12 protein-coding genes are annotated in these 17,310 nt (G+C 61.8%); 8 read left to right on the forward strand and 4 right to left on the reverse strand.

Annotation, left to right across the window (positions count from 1 at the left end):
• Position 1 precedes the first annotated feature (1 nt).
• Positions 2–805: a 2,5-didehydrogluconate reductase DkgB gene (dkgB, locus tag M0808_RS22705; protein ID WP_247842489.1), complete on the reverse strand. Its 804-nt coding sequence runs from the start codon at positions 803–805 to the stop codon at positions 2–4.
• Positions 806–1,096: 291 nt separating this feature from the next.
• Here dkgB and M0808_RS22710 point away from each other — a divergent pair, with 291 nt between their 5' ends.
• The 3 genes from M0808_RS22710 to M0808_RS22720 all read left to right on the forward strand — a co-directional run bounded on the left by M0808_RS22710 (position 1,097) and on the right by M0808_RS22720 (position 4,152).
• Complete coding sequence (locus M0808_RS22710; protein WP_247842490.1) at positions 1,097–1,963, forward strand: pirin family protein; 867 nt, start codon at positions 1,097–1,099, stop codon at positions 1,961–1,963.
• 208 nt (positions 1,964–2,171) lie between these two features.
• On the forward strand, positions 2,172–3,614 hold the full coding sequence (locus M0808_RS22715; protein WP_247842491.1) for a mechanosensitive ion channel domain-containing protein: 1,443 nt from the start codon (positions 2,172–2,174) through the stop codon (positions 3,612–3,614).
• Between the two features lie 97 nt (positions 3,615–3,711).
• Positions 3,712–4,152, forward strand: coding sequence for a carboxymuconolactone decarboxylase family protein (locus tag M0808_RS22720; protein WP_086794853.1), 441 nt, complete (start codon positions 3,712–3,714; stop codon positions 4,150–4,152).
• 151 nt (positions 4,153–4,303) lie between these two features.
• Here M0808_RS22720 and M0808_RS22725 read toward each other — a convergent pair whose 3' ends face one another.
• Together M0808_RS22725 and M0808_RS22730 are read right to left on the reverse strand one after the other, a co-directional pair.
• Positions 4,304–5,896, reverse strand: a complete 1,593-nt coding sequence (locus tag M0808_RS22725) for a DHA2 family efflux MFS transporter permease subunit (protein WP_247842492.1) — start codon at positions 5,894–5,896, stop codon at positions 4,304–4,306.
• Positions 5,893–7,014, reverse strand: coding sequence for an HlyD family secretion protein (locus M0808_RS22730; protein WP_247842493.1), 1,122 nt, complete (start codon positions 7,012–7,014; stop codon positions 5,893–5,895). Before M0808_RS22730 ends, M0808_RS22725 begins: the two co-directional genes overlap by 4 nt.
• A gap of 343 nt (positions 7,015–7,357) precedes the next feature.
• Between M0808_RS22730 and M0808_RS22735 the strand changes: the two genes are divergently transcribed.
• Both M0808_RS22735 and M0808_RS22740 read left to right on the forward strand, forming a co-directional pair.
• On the forward strand, positions 7,358–9,085 hold the full coding sequence (locus tag M0808_RS22735; RefSeq protein WP_247842494.1) for a ShlB/FhaC/HecB family hemolysin secretion/activation protein: 1,728 nt from the start codon (positions 7,358–7,360) through the stop codon (positions 9,083–9,085).
• A gap of 113 nt (positions 9,086–9,198) precedes the next feature.
• Complete coding sequence (locus M0808_RS22740; protein WP_247842495.1) at positions 9,199–13,668, forward strand: hemagglutinin repeat-containing protein; 4,470 nt, start codon at positions 9,199–9,201, stop codon at positions 13,666–13,668.
• A 138-nt stretch (positions 13,669–13,806) separates the two neighbouring features.
• On the opposite strand, the gene nhaA is transcribed toward M0808_RS22740, so the two are convergent.
• Positions 13,807–15,009, reverse strand: coding sequence for a Na+/H+ antiporter NhaA (nhaA, locus tag M0808_RS22745; RefSeq protein ID WP_247842496.1), 1,203 nt, complete (start codon positions 15,007–15,009; stop codon positions 13,807–13,809).
• A gap of 224 nt (positions 15,010–15,233) precedes the next feature.
• Here nhaA and M0808_RS22750 point away from each other — a divergent pair, with 224 nt between their 5' ends.
• The 3 genes from M0808_RS22750 (at position 15,234) to M0808_RS22760 (ending at position 17,231) form a co-directional block, all read left to right on the forward strand.
• A complete protein-coding gene (locus M0808_RS22750; RefSeq protein WP_027614010.1) occupies positions 15,234–15,611 on the forward strand; it encodes a c-type cytochrome in 378 nt (125 codons plus the stop codon).
• 95 nt (positions 15,612–15,706) lie between these two features.
• A complete protein-coding gene (locus M0808_RS22755; RefSeq protein ID WP_003223490.1) occupies positions 15,707–16,207 on the forward strand; it encodes a sigma-70 family RNA polymerase sigma factor in 501 nt (166 codons plus the stop codon).
• A gap of 40 nt (positions 16,208–16,247) precedes the next feature.
• Positions 16,248–17,231, forward strand: coding sequence for a FecR family protein (locus M0808_RS22760; RefSeq protein WP_247842497.1), 984 nt, complete (start codon positions 16,248–16,250; stop codon positions 17,229–17,231).
• The last annotated feature ends 79 nt before the right edge of the window (positions 17,232–17,310 follow it).

The following is a 17,310-nucleotide window of genomic DNA, read 5'->3' on the forward strand; positions in this document are numbered from 1 at the left end:
ATCAATCCCACTGCGGGGCAATGCCTTTCGGGCTGGTCAAACGATGGCCGCGCTCCAGACCGGCGATCAGCGCCATGTCGGATTCGCTCAGGGTCAGCGTGGTGGCGCCGAGGTTACTCTGCAGGTTGGCGCGTTTGGTCGACGATGGAATCACCGCGTAACCCGACTGCATCGCCCAGGCCAGGGTGACTTGCGCCGGGGTCGCTTGCAGGCGTTCAGCGATCTGCTGAATCACCGGATCCTTCAGCACTTCGCCATAGGCAAGGGTCATGTAGGAGGTGATCTGGATGCCCTGGCTGCGGGCGAACTCGACCACTTTGCGGTTTTGCAGGTACGGGTGCAGCTCGATCTGGTTGGTGGCGATGTTTTCCGCGCCGACCGCTGCGATGGCTTGTTGCATCAAGTCGATGGTGAAGTTGGACACCCCGATCTGCCGGGTCAGGCCCAGACGCTTCGCTTCGAGCAGCGCGCCCATGAATTCGGCGACCGGCACCTGATCTTCCGGCGACGGCCAGTGGATCAGTGTCAGATCGAGGTAATCGGTCTGCAATTTCTGCAGGCTTTCCTTGAGGCTGTCGATGAGACGGTCCTTGGCGAAGTTGGCGATCCAGATCTTGCTGGTGATGAACAGCTCTTCGCGAGCAATGCCGCTGGCGGCGATGGCCTGGCCGACCTCGGCTTCGTTCTCGTAGATCTGCGCGGTGTCGATGGCGCGGTAACCGAGTTCAAGGCCGGTGCGCACCGAATCGATGACCACCTGACCTTGCAGGCGAAACGTACCCAGACCAAAAGCGGGAACAGACATTGATGACTCCAGGGTTGCAGTGGGAATTGGCAGGAGTATCCGCGTCTGCGTGCTTGGGAAAAACCGCTGCTGGGGCAAAGCACTGTTGAGCAGAAGTCATGAATCTTTCCCGATAGTGGTGTTGTCTGGACCGGCCCCTTCGCGAGCAAGCCCGCTCCCGCAAGGATCGAGATTCAACGGTGAGACTGTTCTATAAATGGAACACTAAAGCCGGTTTTTGCCGTCTAGTCCTCAAAACGCTATGGATTTAAGCTTAATCCATTGCGTCACCCACCTTTTCTGGAGGCAACCATGAAAAACATCATCGGTATCTACACCAGCCCTCGCGGCCATTGGGTCGGCGATGGTTTCCCGGTGCGCACTCTGTTTTCCTATGACAACCTGGGCAAACACATCAGCCCGTTCCTGCTGCTCGATCACGCAGGCCCGGCCGAATTCACCCCGACCACCGAGCGCCGCGGCGTCGGCCAGCACCCGCACCGGGGTTTTGAAACGGTGACCATCGTCTACGACGGCGAAGTGCAGCACCGCGACTCGACCGGCAGCGGCGGCACCATTGGCCCCGGCGATGTGCAGTGGATGACGGCGGCGTCCGGGATCCTCCACGAGGAGTTCCACTCGGATGATTTCGCCAGAACCGGCGGCAAACTGGAAATGGTGCAGCTGTGGGTCAACCTGCCGGCCAAGGACAAAATGGCTGCGCCCGGCTACCAGACCATTCTCGACGGCGATATTCCCAATATCGCGCTGAAGGACGATGCCGGCCGGCTGCGGCTGATCGCTGGTGAGTTCGATGGGCATAAAGGCCCGTCGCACACCTTCACGCCGATCGATGTCTGGGACCTGCGGTTGAACGCCGGCAAGTTGCTGACGCTCGATCTGCACGAAGGGCGCAACACCGCGCTGGTGCTGTTGAAAGGTTCGGTGCAGATCAACGGTGTGGAAACCGCGGGTGTCGGGCAGTTGGTGCTGTTCGAGCGCGACGGTCGTCAGTTGACCCTTGAGGCCAGTGAAGACGCAGTGGTGCTGCTGCTCAGCGGCGAGCCGATCGACGAACCGATTGTCGGCCATGGCCCGTTCGTGATGAACACCGAGCAGGAAATTCATCAGGCATTCGCCGACTTCCAGTCCGGGCGTTTTGGCAAAATGCACGGGTAAATTTCACCCCTGTGGGAGCGGGCTTGCTCGCGAAAGCGCAGTGCCAGTCAATGCATGTCTGACTGATCCACCGCCTTCGCGAGCAAGCCCGCTCCCACATTGGTTTTTGGGTGTTTTTACGCGGGCGTTCATCCACTGAAATCAATTACTCCTACACTTGCCCAATCTGTGCGATCTTCTCGCGATTGGCCCCTGTCGGAGTGCTTTGATGTTGTCTTTTTTGACCGAACATCCGTTGTTTTGCGCGTTGATCCTGATCCTCCTCGATCTCGGGCTGTGGCGCCTGATCAGCTCCCGTGGCAGCGAGTGGAAGCTGCTGGTGCGGGTGCTGATTTTCAGCCTGTTCAGCGTGCTGTTGTTCAACGAAGGCCTGAATCCGATGGAGCCGGCGCCATGGGCCGACAACGTGCCGCTGCACCTGGCGGCGACCGGCTTGCAGATCGGCTGGTGGCTGTTTGGCGCGCGCACCCTGACCGTGCTGATCGGTGCGGTGATGATGCAGCGGGTCGGGCACACCGGGCGGCTGTTGCAGGATCTGCTCGGTGCGGTGATTTTCCTGATCGCGATTATCGCGGCCCTGGCCTACGTGCTGGATCTGCCGGTCAAAGGTGTGCTGGCGACGTCCGGGGCCTTGGCGATCATTGTCGGTCTGGCGTTGCAGAGCACCTTGAGCGATGTGTTTTCCGGGATCGTGCTCAACACCACCAAGCCCTATCAGATCGATGACTGGATCTCGATCGATGGCACCGAAGGCCGGGTCATCGACATCGACTGGCGCGCCACGCGTCTGCAGACCAGTCAGGGCAGCATGGCGGTGATTCCCAACTCGCTGGCGGCCAAGGCCAAGATCATCAACTTCAGCCGTCCGAGCAACATGTTCGGGGTGGCCGTCAGCGTCCAGGTCAGCCCGCACGCTCGCCCCAACACGGTGATCGACGCGCTGGAACGGGCGATGCAGGGCTGCCGTCCGCTGCTGGACAATCCCTCGCCAAGCGTCGCGCTGAAAAGCTCCAGCAGTGCCGGCGCGGAATATGAAATCAGCGGTTTTGTCTCGTCGATGGATCAGAAGCGCTCGGTGCGCAATCAGCTGTTCGATCTGGCTTACCGGCATCTGCAGGCGTCCGGGGTCAATCTGTTGTCGAGTGTCGAACCGATCGTCGCCGGCAACCTCTCGCGGCCGCGGGCGCTGCTCGACAGTTCGCCGATTTTCTCCACGCTGCGCCAGGAAGAGAAAGACACCTTCAGCCAGAACATGACCCTGCAAACCTTCCGTGCCGGCGAGACGATCCTCGAAGCCGGGGAGGTCAGCGATCATTTGTTCATCATCGAATCCGGCGTGGTCAGCGTGACCTTGACTCGCCATGGCAGCCCGTTCGAATCCGGGCGCATGGGGCCGGGGGAGGTGATCGGCGAGGCCGGCATCCTCTCCGATTCGTCTGTGCCGGCGACCTTCGCGGCGAAAACCTTTTGCGCGTTGTATCGCATCGAGAAGACCTACCTGAAGCCGTGTCTGGATGCCCGCCACGACATCAATGAGGCGATGAAAGCCTTGCTCGATTATCGCCTGCACAAGGCCCAGACCCTGACGCAGGACCTGCCGACCGTGGTGGCGAAAACCGGGTTCCTGCACTGGTTGCGCAATCGCGTGTGACGGGGTGGTCTACTCGTCTTCCGGGAGATTGGCTATTTGTCCGGGGCAAGTGCGGGACTACCTTAGTCACACATTCACTGGCCCCGGAAACTCAATCATGAAAGCTCGTACCGATTTCTACACCGCCTCCCCAGACGCCCTGAAAGCGATGATGGCCCTGGAAACCGCGGTCTCGAAACTGCCGCTGGAAAAGACCCTGATCGAACTGGTCAAGCTGCGCGCTTCGCAGATCAACGGCTGTGCGTTCTGCATCGACATGCACACCGCTGACGCGATCAAGGGCGGCGAAACCCCGCGTCGACTGTTCGCCGTCACCGCGTGGCGTGAAGCGCCATTCTTCACCGAGCGTGAGCGCGCTGCGCTGCTGTGGACCGAATCGCTGACCCAGCTGAGCCTGACCCACGCCCCGGACGAAGACTACGACATCGTCGCGGCGCAATTCACGCCCAAGGAAATGGTCGACCTGAGCGTGGCGATCAGCACCATCAACAGCTGGAACCGTCTGGCGGTGGGCTTCCGCAAAACCCCACAGCTCTGACAGTTCACGGTCGAAAACTGTGGGAGCGGGCTTGCTCGCGAAGGCGTCGTGTCAGTCACCTTAGTGGTTATCTGACACACCGCCTTCGTCGGATCGCCGCCCGGAGCAAGCCCGCTCCCACAGTGAAAAGTGCAAAACTTCAGAAGGGTGATCAATGCGCATCTGCACTCGGCGCGGCCGGTGGTTGCACCTTGCGCATCAAGGGCACCATCGCCGTGGCAATGATGAAGCACAGCATGATCATCAAAAAGGTATCGCCGTAGGTCTGGGTCTGCGCCTCGCGGTAGGTCAGCAGCCACAGTTGACGCAGGCCTGCGGTGACGCCGACGTCACCACTCTGACCCAGTGTCGCCAGGTTGCCACCGACCTGCGCCAGCCACTGATTCATCGCCTCGTTGCTGCTGTTCAAATGCTCGGCCAAGCGGGTGAAGTGCAGGTTGGTGCGGTCATTGAGAATGGTCGCGCACGCAGCAATGCCGATCGCTCCGCCCAGATTGCGCATCAGGTTGAACAGCCCCGAAGCGTGCTTCAAGCGCGCCGGTGCCAAGCCCCCCAAGGTCAGCGTCACCGCCGGCGGCACCGCCAGTTGCTGGGCGATCCCGCGCAGCGCTTGCGGTAGCATCAACTGGCCGGAACCCCAGTCGTGGGTGATCGGACTGAATTCCCACATCGACACCGCAAACAGGCCCAGGCCGATCATCATGATCCAGCGCAAATCCATGCGATTGGCGAGAAAGGCATACAGCGGAATCGCCATGATCTGGAACACCCCGGTGGAAAAAACCGCCAGACCAATGTCCAGCGCGCTGTATCCACGCACCCGGCCGAGAAACAGCGGCGTCAGGTAAATCGTTGCGAACAGACCAATCCCGGTGACAAAGGAAAAGAAGCAGCCCAAGGCATAGTTGCGATCCTTGAGCGCGCGCAGATCGACGATCGGATTGGCCACGTGCAAGGTGCGCCCGATGAAGGCCAGACCTGCCAGACCGCTGATCCATGCCGTGATCAGAATCGTTTGATCGCTGAACCAGTTCCAGCGCGGGCCTTCTTCGAGGGTGTATTCCAGGCAGCCGAGAAACAGCGCGAGAAACACCATGCTCAGGTAGTCTGCGCCCTTGAGCAGCGACAGCTCCGGCTGGTCGATCTTCACCAGCATCGGCACGGCCACGGCGACGAAAATCCCCGGCACCAGGTTGATGTAGAACAGCCAGTGCCATGAGGAAATGTCGGTGATCCAGCCGCCGATCACCGGCCCCAACGTCGGCGCCAGAGACGCCACCGCACCGATGGTTGCGGCGGCAATCACCCGTTGTTTACCGGTGAAGAAAAAGAACGCGGTGGTGAACACCAGCGGAATCATCGAGCCGCCGAGAAAGCCTTGCAGTGCACGAAAGGCGATCATGCTCTGGATGTTCCAGGCCACGCCGCAGAGCAGGCTGGCCAGAGTAAAACCGACCGCCGAGGCGCAAAACAGCCAGCGCGTGGAGAACACCCGCGACAGCCAGCCCGACAACGGGATCACGATGATTTCGGCGATCAGGTAACTGGTCTGCACCCACGCGGTTTCGTCGGTGCCGGCCGAGAGTCCACCGCCGATGTCACGCAGCGAGGCCGAGACGATCTGGATGTCCAGCAGCGCAATGAACATGCCGATGCACATCGTGGCGAAGGCGAACACTTTGGTCGCGGTGGCCATGTCGGCGGCGTTGAACGGTTGCGCCGGGGCGGTGAGGGCGGTGCTCATGGCGCGACGGCCACGGCGCTGGTTTCGGCTTGCGCGCGGGTGTCGACTTCAGCGGTCACCGATAGCCCCGGCCGCAGATGGCCGAGCACGCCATCAGCCGGATCGAGGAGGATTCGCACCGGTACCCGCTGGACGATTTTGGTGAAGTTGCCGGTGGCGTTCTCCGGCGGTAGCACGCTGAATTGCGAGCCGGTGGCGGGGGCGAGGCTGTCGAGGCGGCCGTGGAATTCCTGGCCGGAGAGCACGTCGGCACGGATGCTCACCCGTTGCCCGGGTTTCATCCGCGCCAGTTGATCCTCCTTGAAATTGGCATCGACCCACAGACCGCTGGCCGGCACCACCGACAACTGTTGCGAACCCGCCTGGGCATAGGCGCCGACCCGCGCGCGGCGGTTGCCGATCACGCCGTCAACCGGCGCGCGCAGCTCGGTGTAGCCGAGGTTCAGTTGCGCCAGATCACGCTCGGCGCGGGCTTGTTGCAGGGCGGCGCGGGCCTGTTGTTTCTGGGTGTCGATCACCGCCAGTTGGCGCTGTGCGGCAAGCAATTCGGCCTGGGCGCGGGCACTCAGGGCCTGGGCGGTCTTGAAGGTGGCGTCGGCGCGTTGGGCGCTTTCCACCGACACGGCATTGGTGCTGACCAGACGTTTGTAACGCGCATTGTCATCCCGCGAGCGGGCGGTTTCGGCACCGGCGGCATCGATGCCGGCGCGGGCCTGGCCGATCACCGCTTGCTGCAGTTGTTCAGTGGCGTCGAGGTTGGCCAGCAGCGCCTCCTCGGCGGCAACGGCGCCCTCGGCTTTGGCGAGGCTGGCGAGATAGTCACGTGCGTCGAGGCGGATCAGCACGTCACCGGCCTTCACCGATTGGTTGTCGCTGACCAGCACTTCTTCGATGTAACCGGCGACCTTCGGCCCGATCACCGTCACGTCGCCACCGATGTAGGCATCGTCAGTCTCTTCAAGAAAACGCCCGGTGCCCCACCAATGACTGGCGTAAACGCCGACCACGACCAGCGCGACCAAGCCAGAGCCGGTCAGCAGCAGGCGTTTGCGCAGTGGCGGCTTGACGGGGGTGACCGGGGCAGACAGGTCTGGCTCAACGGTTGGCATGCTGGTCATGGCGTAATACCTGCGGAAAGGGGCTGTTATTACGGCTGTAATATGACGCAAGTAATATTTTGTGGCAATTATGTTTTTGTGCCAATCGTCAGTTGCTTACCCGGCATCGGGGTTTGGAGCGGTTTCGATTAAATGACAGCGCCAGTAATACGGGCCAAATCTTCAAGAACTCAATGAAAGCCCTCGGGGAACCCCTGATGGCGTAGCGTTGAACACAGCAAAATCAAATGTTTAAGAAATGTAAGCGTTGTAGGAAGCGTCTTGCATTTGCGTAGGAAGGCTCTGACTATCACTCGTATTGATGAAGTGGCATTACGCCATTTTATGATTGCAAGGATGTTGCGTGCCGTATTCGCTTCGCGCTGTTTTCCGTCGTCGTTCCACGCTTTGCCCGCTGTTGTCGGCCTTTGTGTTGAGTGTGTGTGCCTCCTCGATTCAAGCGGCTGATCCTGTTGCGCCGGGCCAGGAAGTGCTGCGCCAGCAGCAACAGCAACAGCGCGATCTGCAACAACTGCAGATGGAACAACGCAAGCGCCAACTGGAGCGCGGTGCGTTCGGTCCTGCGCCCGCCACCCCAGTGCTCCCGCAGACCGTCACCCCCGATGAACGCTGCTGGCCGCTAAGCGGCACGCGCATTGGTGGCGTCACGCTGATCGACAGCGCCAAGCTCAACGCCCGGATCAAACCGCTGCTGGCGCCGTGCATGGGCGTCGGCCAGATCAACCATCTGCTGGCGACCATCACCGCGAGCTACGTCGAGCAGGGCTACATCGCCAGCCGCCCGTACCTGTTGAGCGCGCCGGCGGCGGGGCAGTCGCTGGACATCATGATCGACGAGGGCTACATCGAGTCCATCGAACTGGCCGATCAGAGCCTGCCCGTTTCGCTGGGCGGCGCGTTCCCGCACATGCTCGGCCAGCCGCTGAACCTGCGCGATCTGGAGCAAGGCCTGGATCAACTGAACCGCTTGCGTTCGATCGACCTGACCGCCGACATCGCCCCCGGTAGCCAGCCCGGTGCCTCGCGCATCATCCTGCGTTCGCGTACCTCCGGGCAGTCGCGCTGGGCATTGGGCCTGGGCATGGACAACCTCGGCAGCGCCAGCACCGGGCGGGATCGCAATACCGTCAGCCTGAGCTTCGACAGCCCGCTGCAACTCAACGATCTGTTGAGCCTCAGTGCCAGCGACACGTTGAATCAGGGCGACCGCTACAGTCGCAACGCCAGCCTGTATTACGCGATTCCCTACGGCTACTGGACCTACAGCGCGTTCGCCAGCCACGCCGAATACCGCGCGCCGTTCAAACTGCCCAGTGCGACCTTGTACAGCACCGGCCTCACCGATCAACTGAGCCTGCGCGCCGACCGCGTTTTGTGGCGCGACCAGAGCCGTCAGCTCAGCGCCAACCTGCAACTGGCGCACAAGGACGTCGACAGCTATCTGGAACATGTCCGTCTGGGCATTCAAAGCCCGACCCTGACCGTGGCCGAAGCCGGACTCAATCTGTTCTGGCTCGACCGTGCGGTGTGGAACCTCGACTTCACCTATTCGCAAGGCCTGCGCTGGCTAGGCGCCGATGACGACGCCAATCATGCAGTCAACAATTTGCCCAAAGCGCAGTTTCGCAAGTACCGCGCCGGCCTCAGCCAATGGCGCAACGGCCAGTTCGGCGCGCAAGCGTGGCAGTGGCAGAGCCAGCTCAATCTGCAATACAGCCCCGACCCGTTACCGGCCATCGAACAGTTGCTCGGCACCGATGATTCGGCGGTGCGCGGCTATCGGGTCAGCAGCGTATCCGGCGCCAGCGGCGCGATCTGGCGCAACACCTTGCGTCTGCCGCTGCGTAGCGATTGGCCGGTGCGGATCACCCCGCGCGTGGGCCTGGACAACGGCTGGCTCAAGGCCGACCACGGCGCCCAGGGCCAGCGCCTGAGCGGCGCCAGCGTCGGGCTGAATCTGGGCTGGAAGAATCTGCAAGTGGACGTCGATTACCAACGCGCCCTCAACACCCCCAACGGTTTGCAGCACGAGCCAGAGACCTGGCTGATGCGCGTGGGGTTGCAGATATGAGCACCAGCGAGACTCATCAAGCAGTGAACAAACCGCCGTCGGATCTGAGCGCGACAGCCACGGCCAAGACTAAATCGCGCGCCGTGATGCCGTACTTACATGGAGACGTTTTTATGCCAGCACATACCTTTGCATTCCATCTTTCTCCTCGGGGCAAATTGCGCTGGGCGATCGCCAGCCTGTTCTTCGCCGTGCACCTGCCCAGCGCCATCGCCGGCGGTGTGGTGGTCGCTCCCGGCCCCGGCGGCACCGCGCAATTGCAGACCCAGGGCGGCGTGCCCATCGTCAATATCGTCGCGCCCAACGGCTCGGGCCTGTCGCACAACCAGTTCCTCGACTACAACGTCGACCGTCAGGGTCTGGTGCTGAACAACGCCTTGCAGGCCGGGCAATCGCAGCTCGCCGGGCAACTGGCGGCCAACCCGCAACTGCAGGGCCAGGCGGCCAGCGTGATCCTCAACGAGGTGATCAGCCGCAACCCTTCGGCCATCAACGGCGCCCAGGAAATCTTCGGCCGCGCCGCCGATTACGTGCTGGCCAACCCCAACGGCATTTCGGTGAACGGCGGCAGTTTCATCAACACGCCTAACGCCAGTCTGCTGGTCGGGCGTCCGGAATTGAACGACGGCAAACTGCAAGCCTTGAACACCCGCGACGCCAGCGGTCAGTTGCAGATCCAGAGTGGCGGCCTGCGTAACGCCGAGGGTTCGGTCAATCTGATCGCCCCGCGTATCGACAGCCAGGGCCGCATCGATGCCCGCGATCAGTTGAACCTCACGGTCGGGCGCAATCAGGTCGATTACGCCAGCGGTCAGGTCAAAGCCGTGGACCCGGCGGGCAACACCCAGGATCAACGCATCGATGCCAGCCTGTTCGGCGCGATGCAGGCTGGGCGCATCAACATCGTCAGCACCGCCGAAGGCGCGGGCGTGCGTGTGGGGGCGGTGCAAGTGGCCGGGCGTGACGGCGTGCAGATCCGTTCGGCTGGCGACCTGAGTGTCAGCGGTGAAACCGTCCCTAACAGCCTCGAAGTGACCCGTGCCGGCATTCGCAGCAGTCAGGGTGATGTCGGCCTGCACAGCGGCAACGACCTGACGCTGGCCGCCACCGATGTCAGTGGTCGCGACGTCAACGTCAATGCCAAGCGCAACCTGACCCTGAGCACCGTCGAAAGCCGCAAGCTTCAGCAGACGCGAGAAAACTGGAGCAACAGCACCATCGGCATCACTTGGGAAACCTACGACCGGACCCAGACCGACAGTGAAACTCGCCAGCACGGCAGCCAGATCGTCGCCAGCCGTGACGCCAAATTGTCCTCCGGCAAAGACACCGAACTCAAAGCTGCGAAAGTTGAAGCGGCAAAAAACCTCGATGTGCAGAGTGGCGGCGATCTGCGCCTGACCGCGGCCACCGAAAGCCACACCCAGACTGATCAGGGCAACCATCGCAAGCATCTGTGGAAGGCTGACTGGAACAACAGCAGCGAAGAACAGCGCAGCATCAGCAGCCAGTTGAAGGGCGGCAATATCGCTCTGCAAACCGCCGCGTTGTTGCGTTCCGAAGGCGCTGAATTGAACAGCGCCGGTGATGTGAAACTGGCGGGCAAACAGGTGGAGGTCACCACGGCCACCCGCACCAGTCGCAGTAATAACAACAGTTACTCCGGCGACCTGGTTGGCGGCGGATTCTTCGGCAAGACCGGTGATGCCGACAAGGGCCAGACCCGGCATCAGGGCAGCAAAATCAACGCGGCCGGCAAACTGATCGTCAAGGCTGACGACGTGCGCATCAGCGGCAGCCAGGTCCGTGGCGGCACCGAGGCCAGCGTGATCAGCGATCAGGGTTCGCTGGTGATCGACGGCGTGCAGGACACCTCGCACAGCAACAACCACGACAAGGACAGCAAGTTCTTCGGGATCACCAAGGACGAGTCGCGGCAGAACGCCAAGGACAGCACCACGGTGCGCAGCGAGCTGGTCTCCGACAGCAACCTCAAACTCAAGAGCGCCAAGGACATCGAAGTGGCCGGCTCCACGGTCAAGGCTGGCGGCGCGCTGACGGCGGACGCTGCGGGGGATGTGAACGTGCATTCCGCGCAGAACACTCACGACAGCAGCTCGACCACCGAGACCCGTGGCTTCGATGCCTACGCCAAAGAGCAAACGCCGGAGCAATACCGCGCCGGGGTGCACTACGAAGACAAGCAGCAGACCGTCACCCGTAACGACGTCAACCAGCAAGGTTCGAGCCTCAGCGGTGGCAGCGTGCAGGTGAAGGCGGGCGGCGACCTGACGATCAAGGGCGGTGAAGTCAAATCCACTGCTGGCGGCACTACGCTGAGCGGCAAGAATGTGTCGTTGTTGGCCGAACAGGACAGCCACAAAACCTCATCCGACACCTCCAGCACCGGCGGCGGTTTCTACTACACCGGCGGCCTCGACCGTGCCGGCAGTGGCGTCGATTTTGCCCACAGCACCACGCAAGACAGCAGCAGCAAAACCACCGCGCAAACCACCCACGTGCAAAGCAGCGGCAGCCTGAACATCAATGCCGACAAACTGCTGACCGAAGGCGCGCAGGTCAAGGCTGGCAACGGTCTGAACGTCGCGGCCAACGAGGTCGACAACCGCGCCGCCAGCAACACCGAAAGCAGCACTCACAACCAGAGCAAGTGGTCGGCGGACATCGGCGCCAACGTCGAGTACAAGGACATCGCCCGCCCGATTGCCGGTGCGGTCAAGGATGTGCTCAACGGCAAGGTGCCGGACAAGGAAGCCCTGAGCAATCTCGGCCAGCCGAACGTCGGCCTCGACGTGGCGATCGGTCACGGCAGCGCCGACAAGACGGAGCAGAACAGCAACGCCGTGGTCAGCCGTTTCGACGGCGGCAGCGTCGAGGTGAAAACTGCCGGCACCCTGCACGACGAGGGCACCCAGTACAGCGCGAGCAACGGCAAGGTCAACATCAGCGCTGACAAACTGGTTGCCGATGCCGCGAGCAACACTCACAGCAGCACCGATAACTCGGTGGACGCCAAGGTCGACGTGCGCGTCTACACCAAGACCGGCGAAGACGTGAACGTTGCCGCCAGCGGCGCGGGCGGCAACAGCTACTCCAGCAAGGACAGCAGCACGGCGGTGGTCGGCAGCTATGCCGGCAATCAAGGCGTGAACATCAACGTCGGTGCTGACGCGCAGTTCGCTGGCAGCCGTTTCGACGGCGGGCAGGGCGGTGTGAGCATCAAGACTGGCGGCGATCTGGCGCTGAATCAGGCCAATGACCGCCAGAGCAGCAGCGACTCCAGCCTGCGCGGCAACGGCTCGCTGACGGTCGGCACCTTGCCGGGCACCGACGGCACCAACGTCGACCTCGGCGCTGGCTTCCAGCTTGATCACACCGGCAAGCAGACCAATGACACCCAGGCTCACGTGGCGAGCATCAGCGGCAACGGCCCGGTGCAACTGAGCAGCGGTGGCAATCAGGTTCAGCAAGGCACTAGGATCGACAGCGCCGGCGGCATTGAGCTGCACGCTGACGGCAAACTCGATCTGCAAGCAGCCGTTGATACCCACACCGCGACTGGCAGCAATCTCGGTGGTGGTCTGAAGGGCGGCGGCAGCAAATCCAGCAGCGAGAAAAGTCGCGATCAGGGCGGTAATCTGAGCGGCAATTTCAACATCGGCCGCATCAACGAAAACTCGCAAACCCTGACCGGTGGCCAGCTCAACAGCCAGAGCAACGTCGCCTTGAGCGGTGACGCGGTGCACCTGCAAGGCACGCAAGTCAGCGCGCCGAACGTCAGCATCGATGCGCAGAAGGGCGGTTTGGTTCAGGAATCGGCGCAGTCCACCGAGAGCCGCAACAACTGGAACGTCGCGCTGAATGCCGGCGGCAACCTGAGCATCAAGACCCCGACCGCAACCGATGAAAAGGCCAGCAGCGATCACGGCTTCAATGCCGGGGCCAAGGTCGGCGTCGATTACCTGCAAGGCACCACCCAGCAGAACAGCCATATCAAGGCTGACAGCGTGGTACTCAATAGCGCAGGCGATGCACAACTGTCTGGCGCGCGGATCGACGCGAACACTGTCGGCGGCAAGGTTGCCGGTGATCTGACCGTCGAAAGCCGTCAGGACTCGAAGACGCAGGCCAAGGTCGATGTTGATCTGGGCCTGACGGCGAAGAAAAATCCACCGAGCGACAAGGAAAAACTCGCCGGCACCGACTATAAACCGACGCTGAAAGCGCAAGGCGAATACGCGCACAAGGACAGCGTGGTGCAGGCGTCCGGCATCAGTGGCAATCAGGGTGTGAAGTTGAACGTTGGTGGTGGTACGCAGCTGACCGGCGCACGGATTTCATCGACGGACGGCAAGGTCGATCTGGGCGCTTCGAAGGTCGTTGGCAGCGATCTGGTCAACCGTGAATATGGGGTGAAAGCCGGACTGGACCTGCCGCAGAAAACCGAGGAGAACGCACCGAAGGTATCGTTCGATAACGGCAATCTGAAAGTCGGTCCGGTGACCCTGAGCGGCAATCTGGACAGCCAGACCCTACAGGCCGGGATCGACGAAAAAGGCTGAGCAGCACCGCTATAAAAACTGTGGGAGCGGGCTTGCTCGCGAAGGCGGTGATTCAGTCGATAAATTAGCTGACTGAATTGACGCTTTCGCGAGCAAGCCCGCTCCCACATTGGTTTCTGTCTCGACCCGATCTGGCGGTCAGTTCGAAGCCTTCGCCTTGCCAGCGCTCATCAGCACGACTACCGCCAGCAGCGCGGACAGGATCGAACCCAGCAACACCCCAACTTTCACCGAGTCGACCAGATGCGGCGCGCCCGGGAAGGCCAGTGCGCCAATGAACAGGCTCATGGTGAAGCCGATCCCGCAGAGCAGGGCGACGCCGTACAGTTGCAGCCAGTTCGCGCCTTGTGGCAGTTGCGCCAGGCCGCTGCGAATCGCCAGGGCGCCGAGGCCGAGGATACCGATCTGCTTGCCGAATAACAGCCCCAGCGCGACGCCCAGCGGCACCGGCTCAAGCAGGTTGCTCGGAGAAATGCCGGTCAGCGACACACCCGCGTTGGCGAAGCCGAAAATCGGCACCACAGCGAATGCCACCCACGGGTGCATTTTTTCTTCGAGGTAGAGCAGCGGCGAGTTGTGCTCGTCCTCCGGGTTACCCAGCGGAATGCACAGGGCCAGAATCACCCCGGCGAGGGTCGCGTGGATCCCCGATTGCAGCATGAAGAACCACAGGAAGGCGCCGGCGATCAGGTATGGCCAAAGCTTTCTGACACCGCAGCGGTTGAGGATCACCAGCAGTGCAATCACTGCCAACGAGGCCAGCAGCATGCTCACCGACAGGCCGCTGGTGTAGAAAATCGCGATGATCACCACTGCGCCCAGGTCATCGAGGATGGCCAGCGCCGAGAGGAAGATTTTCAGCGACACGGGCACTCGTTTGCCCAGCAGCGACAGCACGCCCAGGGCGAAAGCAATGTCGGTGGCGGCGGGGATCGCCCAACCGCTCAGGGTTTGCGGATTGCCCCAGTTGATCGCGACGTAGATCAGGGCCGGGACCAGCATCCCGCCCAGCGCGGCGAAGCCCGGCAGCGCGCGCTGACCCCAGGTCGACAACTGACCGGCGAGCATTTCGCGCTTGATCTCCAGGCCCACCAGCATGAAGAAGATCGCCATCAGGCCATCATTCACCCAATGCTCGATCGACAGACCGGCGATCTTGATGTGCAAGGTCGAGAAATACGTGGCCGCCCAAGGCGAGTTGGCGACCAGCAGCGCGGCCAGGGCAGCGGCCATCAGAATCAGGCCACCGGCGGACTCGGCGGCGAAAAATCGCGAGAGAAAGGCCAGGGCAGAAGGCGACTCCTGACGGGCAGCCTGCAGGCGTGACGGATCGTGGCTCATAGGCACAGCAACTCCGCGCGGCGGCCCGACCTGCGCTGAATTAAACCTGCCCTGCCGCGTTGTTGCGGTGGCACCCGGGCGGCATTTTACACAATAGGCGGGACGGCTGCGAAAAACTCGACGACGTGGGTCGCTGCCCGGCAATTTCTCGATACGTGGAAATTGGCTTCCTGATGTGTGCTTAGCTGTGCGTCGTCCGTTTCAGCCTCTGACCCTTTATAAAAATGAAAACAACCCTCGTCGCCTTATTCGCTTTGTTATCAGTCATTCAGACCTCCCTGTCCGTGGCAGAAAATGCCAACGGCAAAAATCTTTATGTCCAGCGCTGTGCTGTGTGCCACGGCGCCGATATCAAGGCAACCGGGCCATTGGCCAATAAAAGCAATCCGCCAACGCCTGACCTGACAACAGCCACCTTCAAGAAACGCCTTAAGGATTATCCGGGCGTCATCGTGTCCTCGATCATCCTTCGTCCCAATGGAAACCTGATTCCAAAAACCTTGCAGGACAACGGCGTGAAGATCGCGCCGCACGCCTGGAGCGTTCAGGATTTTCGCGATCTGCATCAATACATGAGTGAGGTGATTGCAAAAGCACGATGACCTGGAGATGAACGGCGGATCGGGTCTCCAAGGAATGAATTGCCGGCCTTAATAGGAAGCATTACTATTCACGCCTCTTTCCCCAGCACGCTGTCATGAACCCCATGCTGCCCCGCAGACCCGGCTTTTTCGAGCATTACGAAGAGTTGATCGGCACCTGGACCCGGCGTCTGCGCAATCGCGCGCAGGCCGAGGATCTGGCGCACGACACCTTTGTGCGGGTGCTCGAATCCGATTCGGCAGCGGTGCAGCAGCCACGGGCGTATCTGCACCAGACCGCACGCAACATCGCGGTCGACGGTTATCGGCGTGAGGATCGACGGGAAGCCATGGAGTCGCAGGCGATCGATCACAGTGTGTCGTCAACCGGCGACCCGGAGCATTACATGCAGGCGATCCAGTTGGCCGACTCCATCGAACGGGCGCTGCAGGAGCTGCCGCTCAACTGCCGGAAGATTTTCGTCTGGCAGAAGATCGAAGGGCTGACCCAGGCGGAAATCGCCGAACGCCTGGGGCTGTCGAGGAACATGGTCGAAAAGTATATGATCCGCACCCTGCGCCACTTGCGCGATCGCCTCGACGGCATGCAGTCATGAGCGGCCACCGCGTTTCATCCCCAGCCCGACAGGACATTCCATGATGGATACCCGTGATTGCGCGTGCGGGCAAACAACGGTGCGCGATGAGGCGGCACGCTGGTTTGTGCGTTTGCAGGAACCGCTGATCAGTGCCGACGAACAGCAGCGCTTCGACGCCTGGCTGAACCAGCATCCGCAACACCGTGACGAATTCCAGTTGCTGCAAGGCCTGTGGACGGCGGCGGATCTGCTGCCGGCGCCACGCCTCAAGGCCCTCGTCGAAACCCCGCCGGCCCGTCGCGAACGTCGCCCGCTGCTGCGCTATGTCGTGGCCGCCAGTGTGCTGGCGGTGGCGCTCGGCCTCGGTCTGTTCAGCGGTCTGAATCACCCCGACGGCTACAGCGCCGAGTTCGCGACGGCGCTGGGTGAGCGCAAGCATGTGGCGCTGCCGGACGGATCGGTGATCGACCTGAACAGCCGCAGCCGTCTGCAGGTGCGTTATGAGAAGGATCGGCGGCTGATCGAATTGAGTGAAGGCGAGGCGCTGTTCAGCGTTCAGCACGACACGGCGCGGCCGTTCGTGGTCGAGGCCGGCAGCGGCAAGGTCACGGTCACCGGCACGCGTTTCGATGTGCGCCGCGATGTCACGCAAACCCGGGTCGCGGTGGAGCAGGGCACGGTCAAGGTGCAGGGGCGCAATGCGCCGGACAACGAGTTCATCAACTTGACGGCAGGTCTCGGTACCCACGTCGATGCCGAGGGTCGCGTCGCCGCCGCATATGCGGTCAACCCCGCCGAACTGACGGCGTGGCGCAGCGGCAAACTGGTGTTCAACAACGCCAGCCTCGGCGAAGTGGCAGCGGAAGTTTCGCGTTATCGCGACAAGCCGCTGACGGTCAGCAACCCGGCCGTGGCCAGTCTGCGCCTGACCAGCGTGTTCAAATCGGACAACACCGACGCCTTGCTCAAGGCCCTGCCAAACATCCTGCCGGTGGCCGTTCGCACCCTGGCCGATGGCAGTCAGGAAATAATTTCAAAATAACATTCAGGTTTTTTTCGAGTTCATCGTCTTCCTGTTCAACTGCAACTGGTTTGCATTAACAGACGCACACTCTTGCGCT

It is taken from the genome of Pseudomonas sp. MWU12-3103b, from assembly GCF_023100615.1.
Classification (GTDB): Bacteria; Pseudomonadota; Gammaproteobacteria; order Pseudomonadales; family Pseudomonadaceae; genus Aquipseudomonas; species Aquipseudomonas putida_A.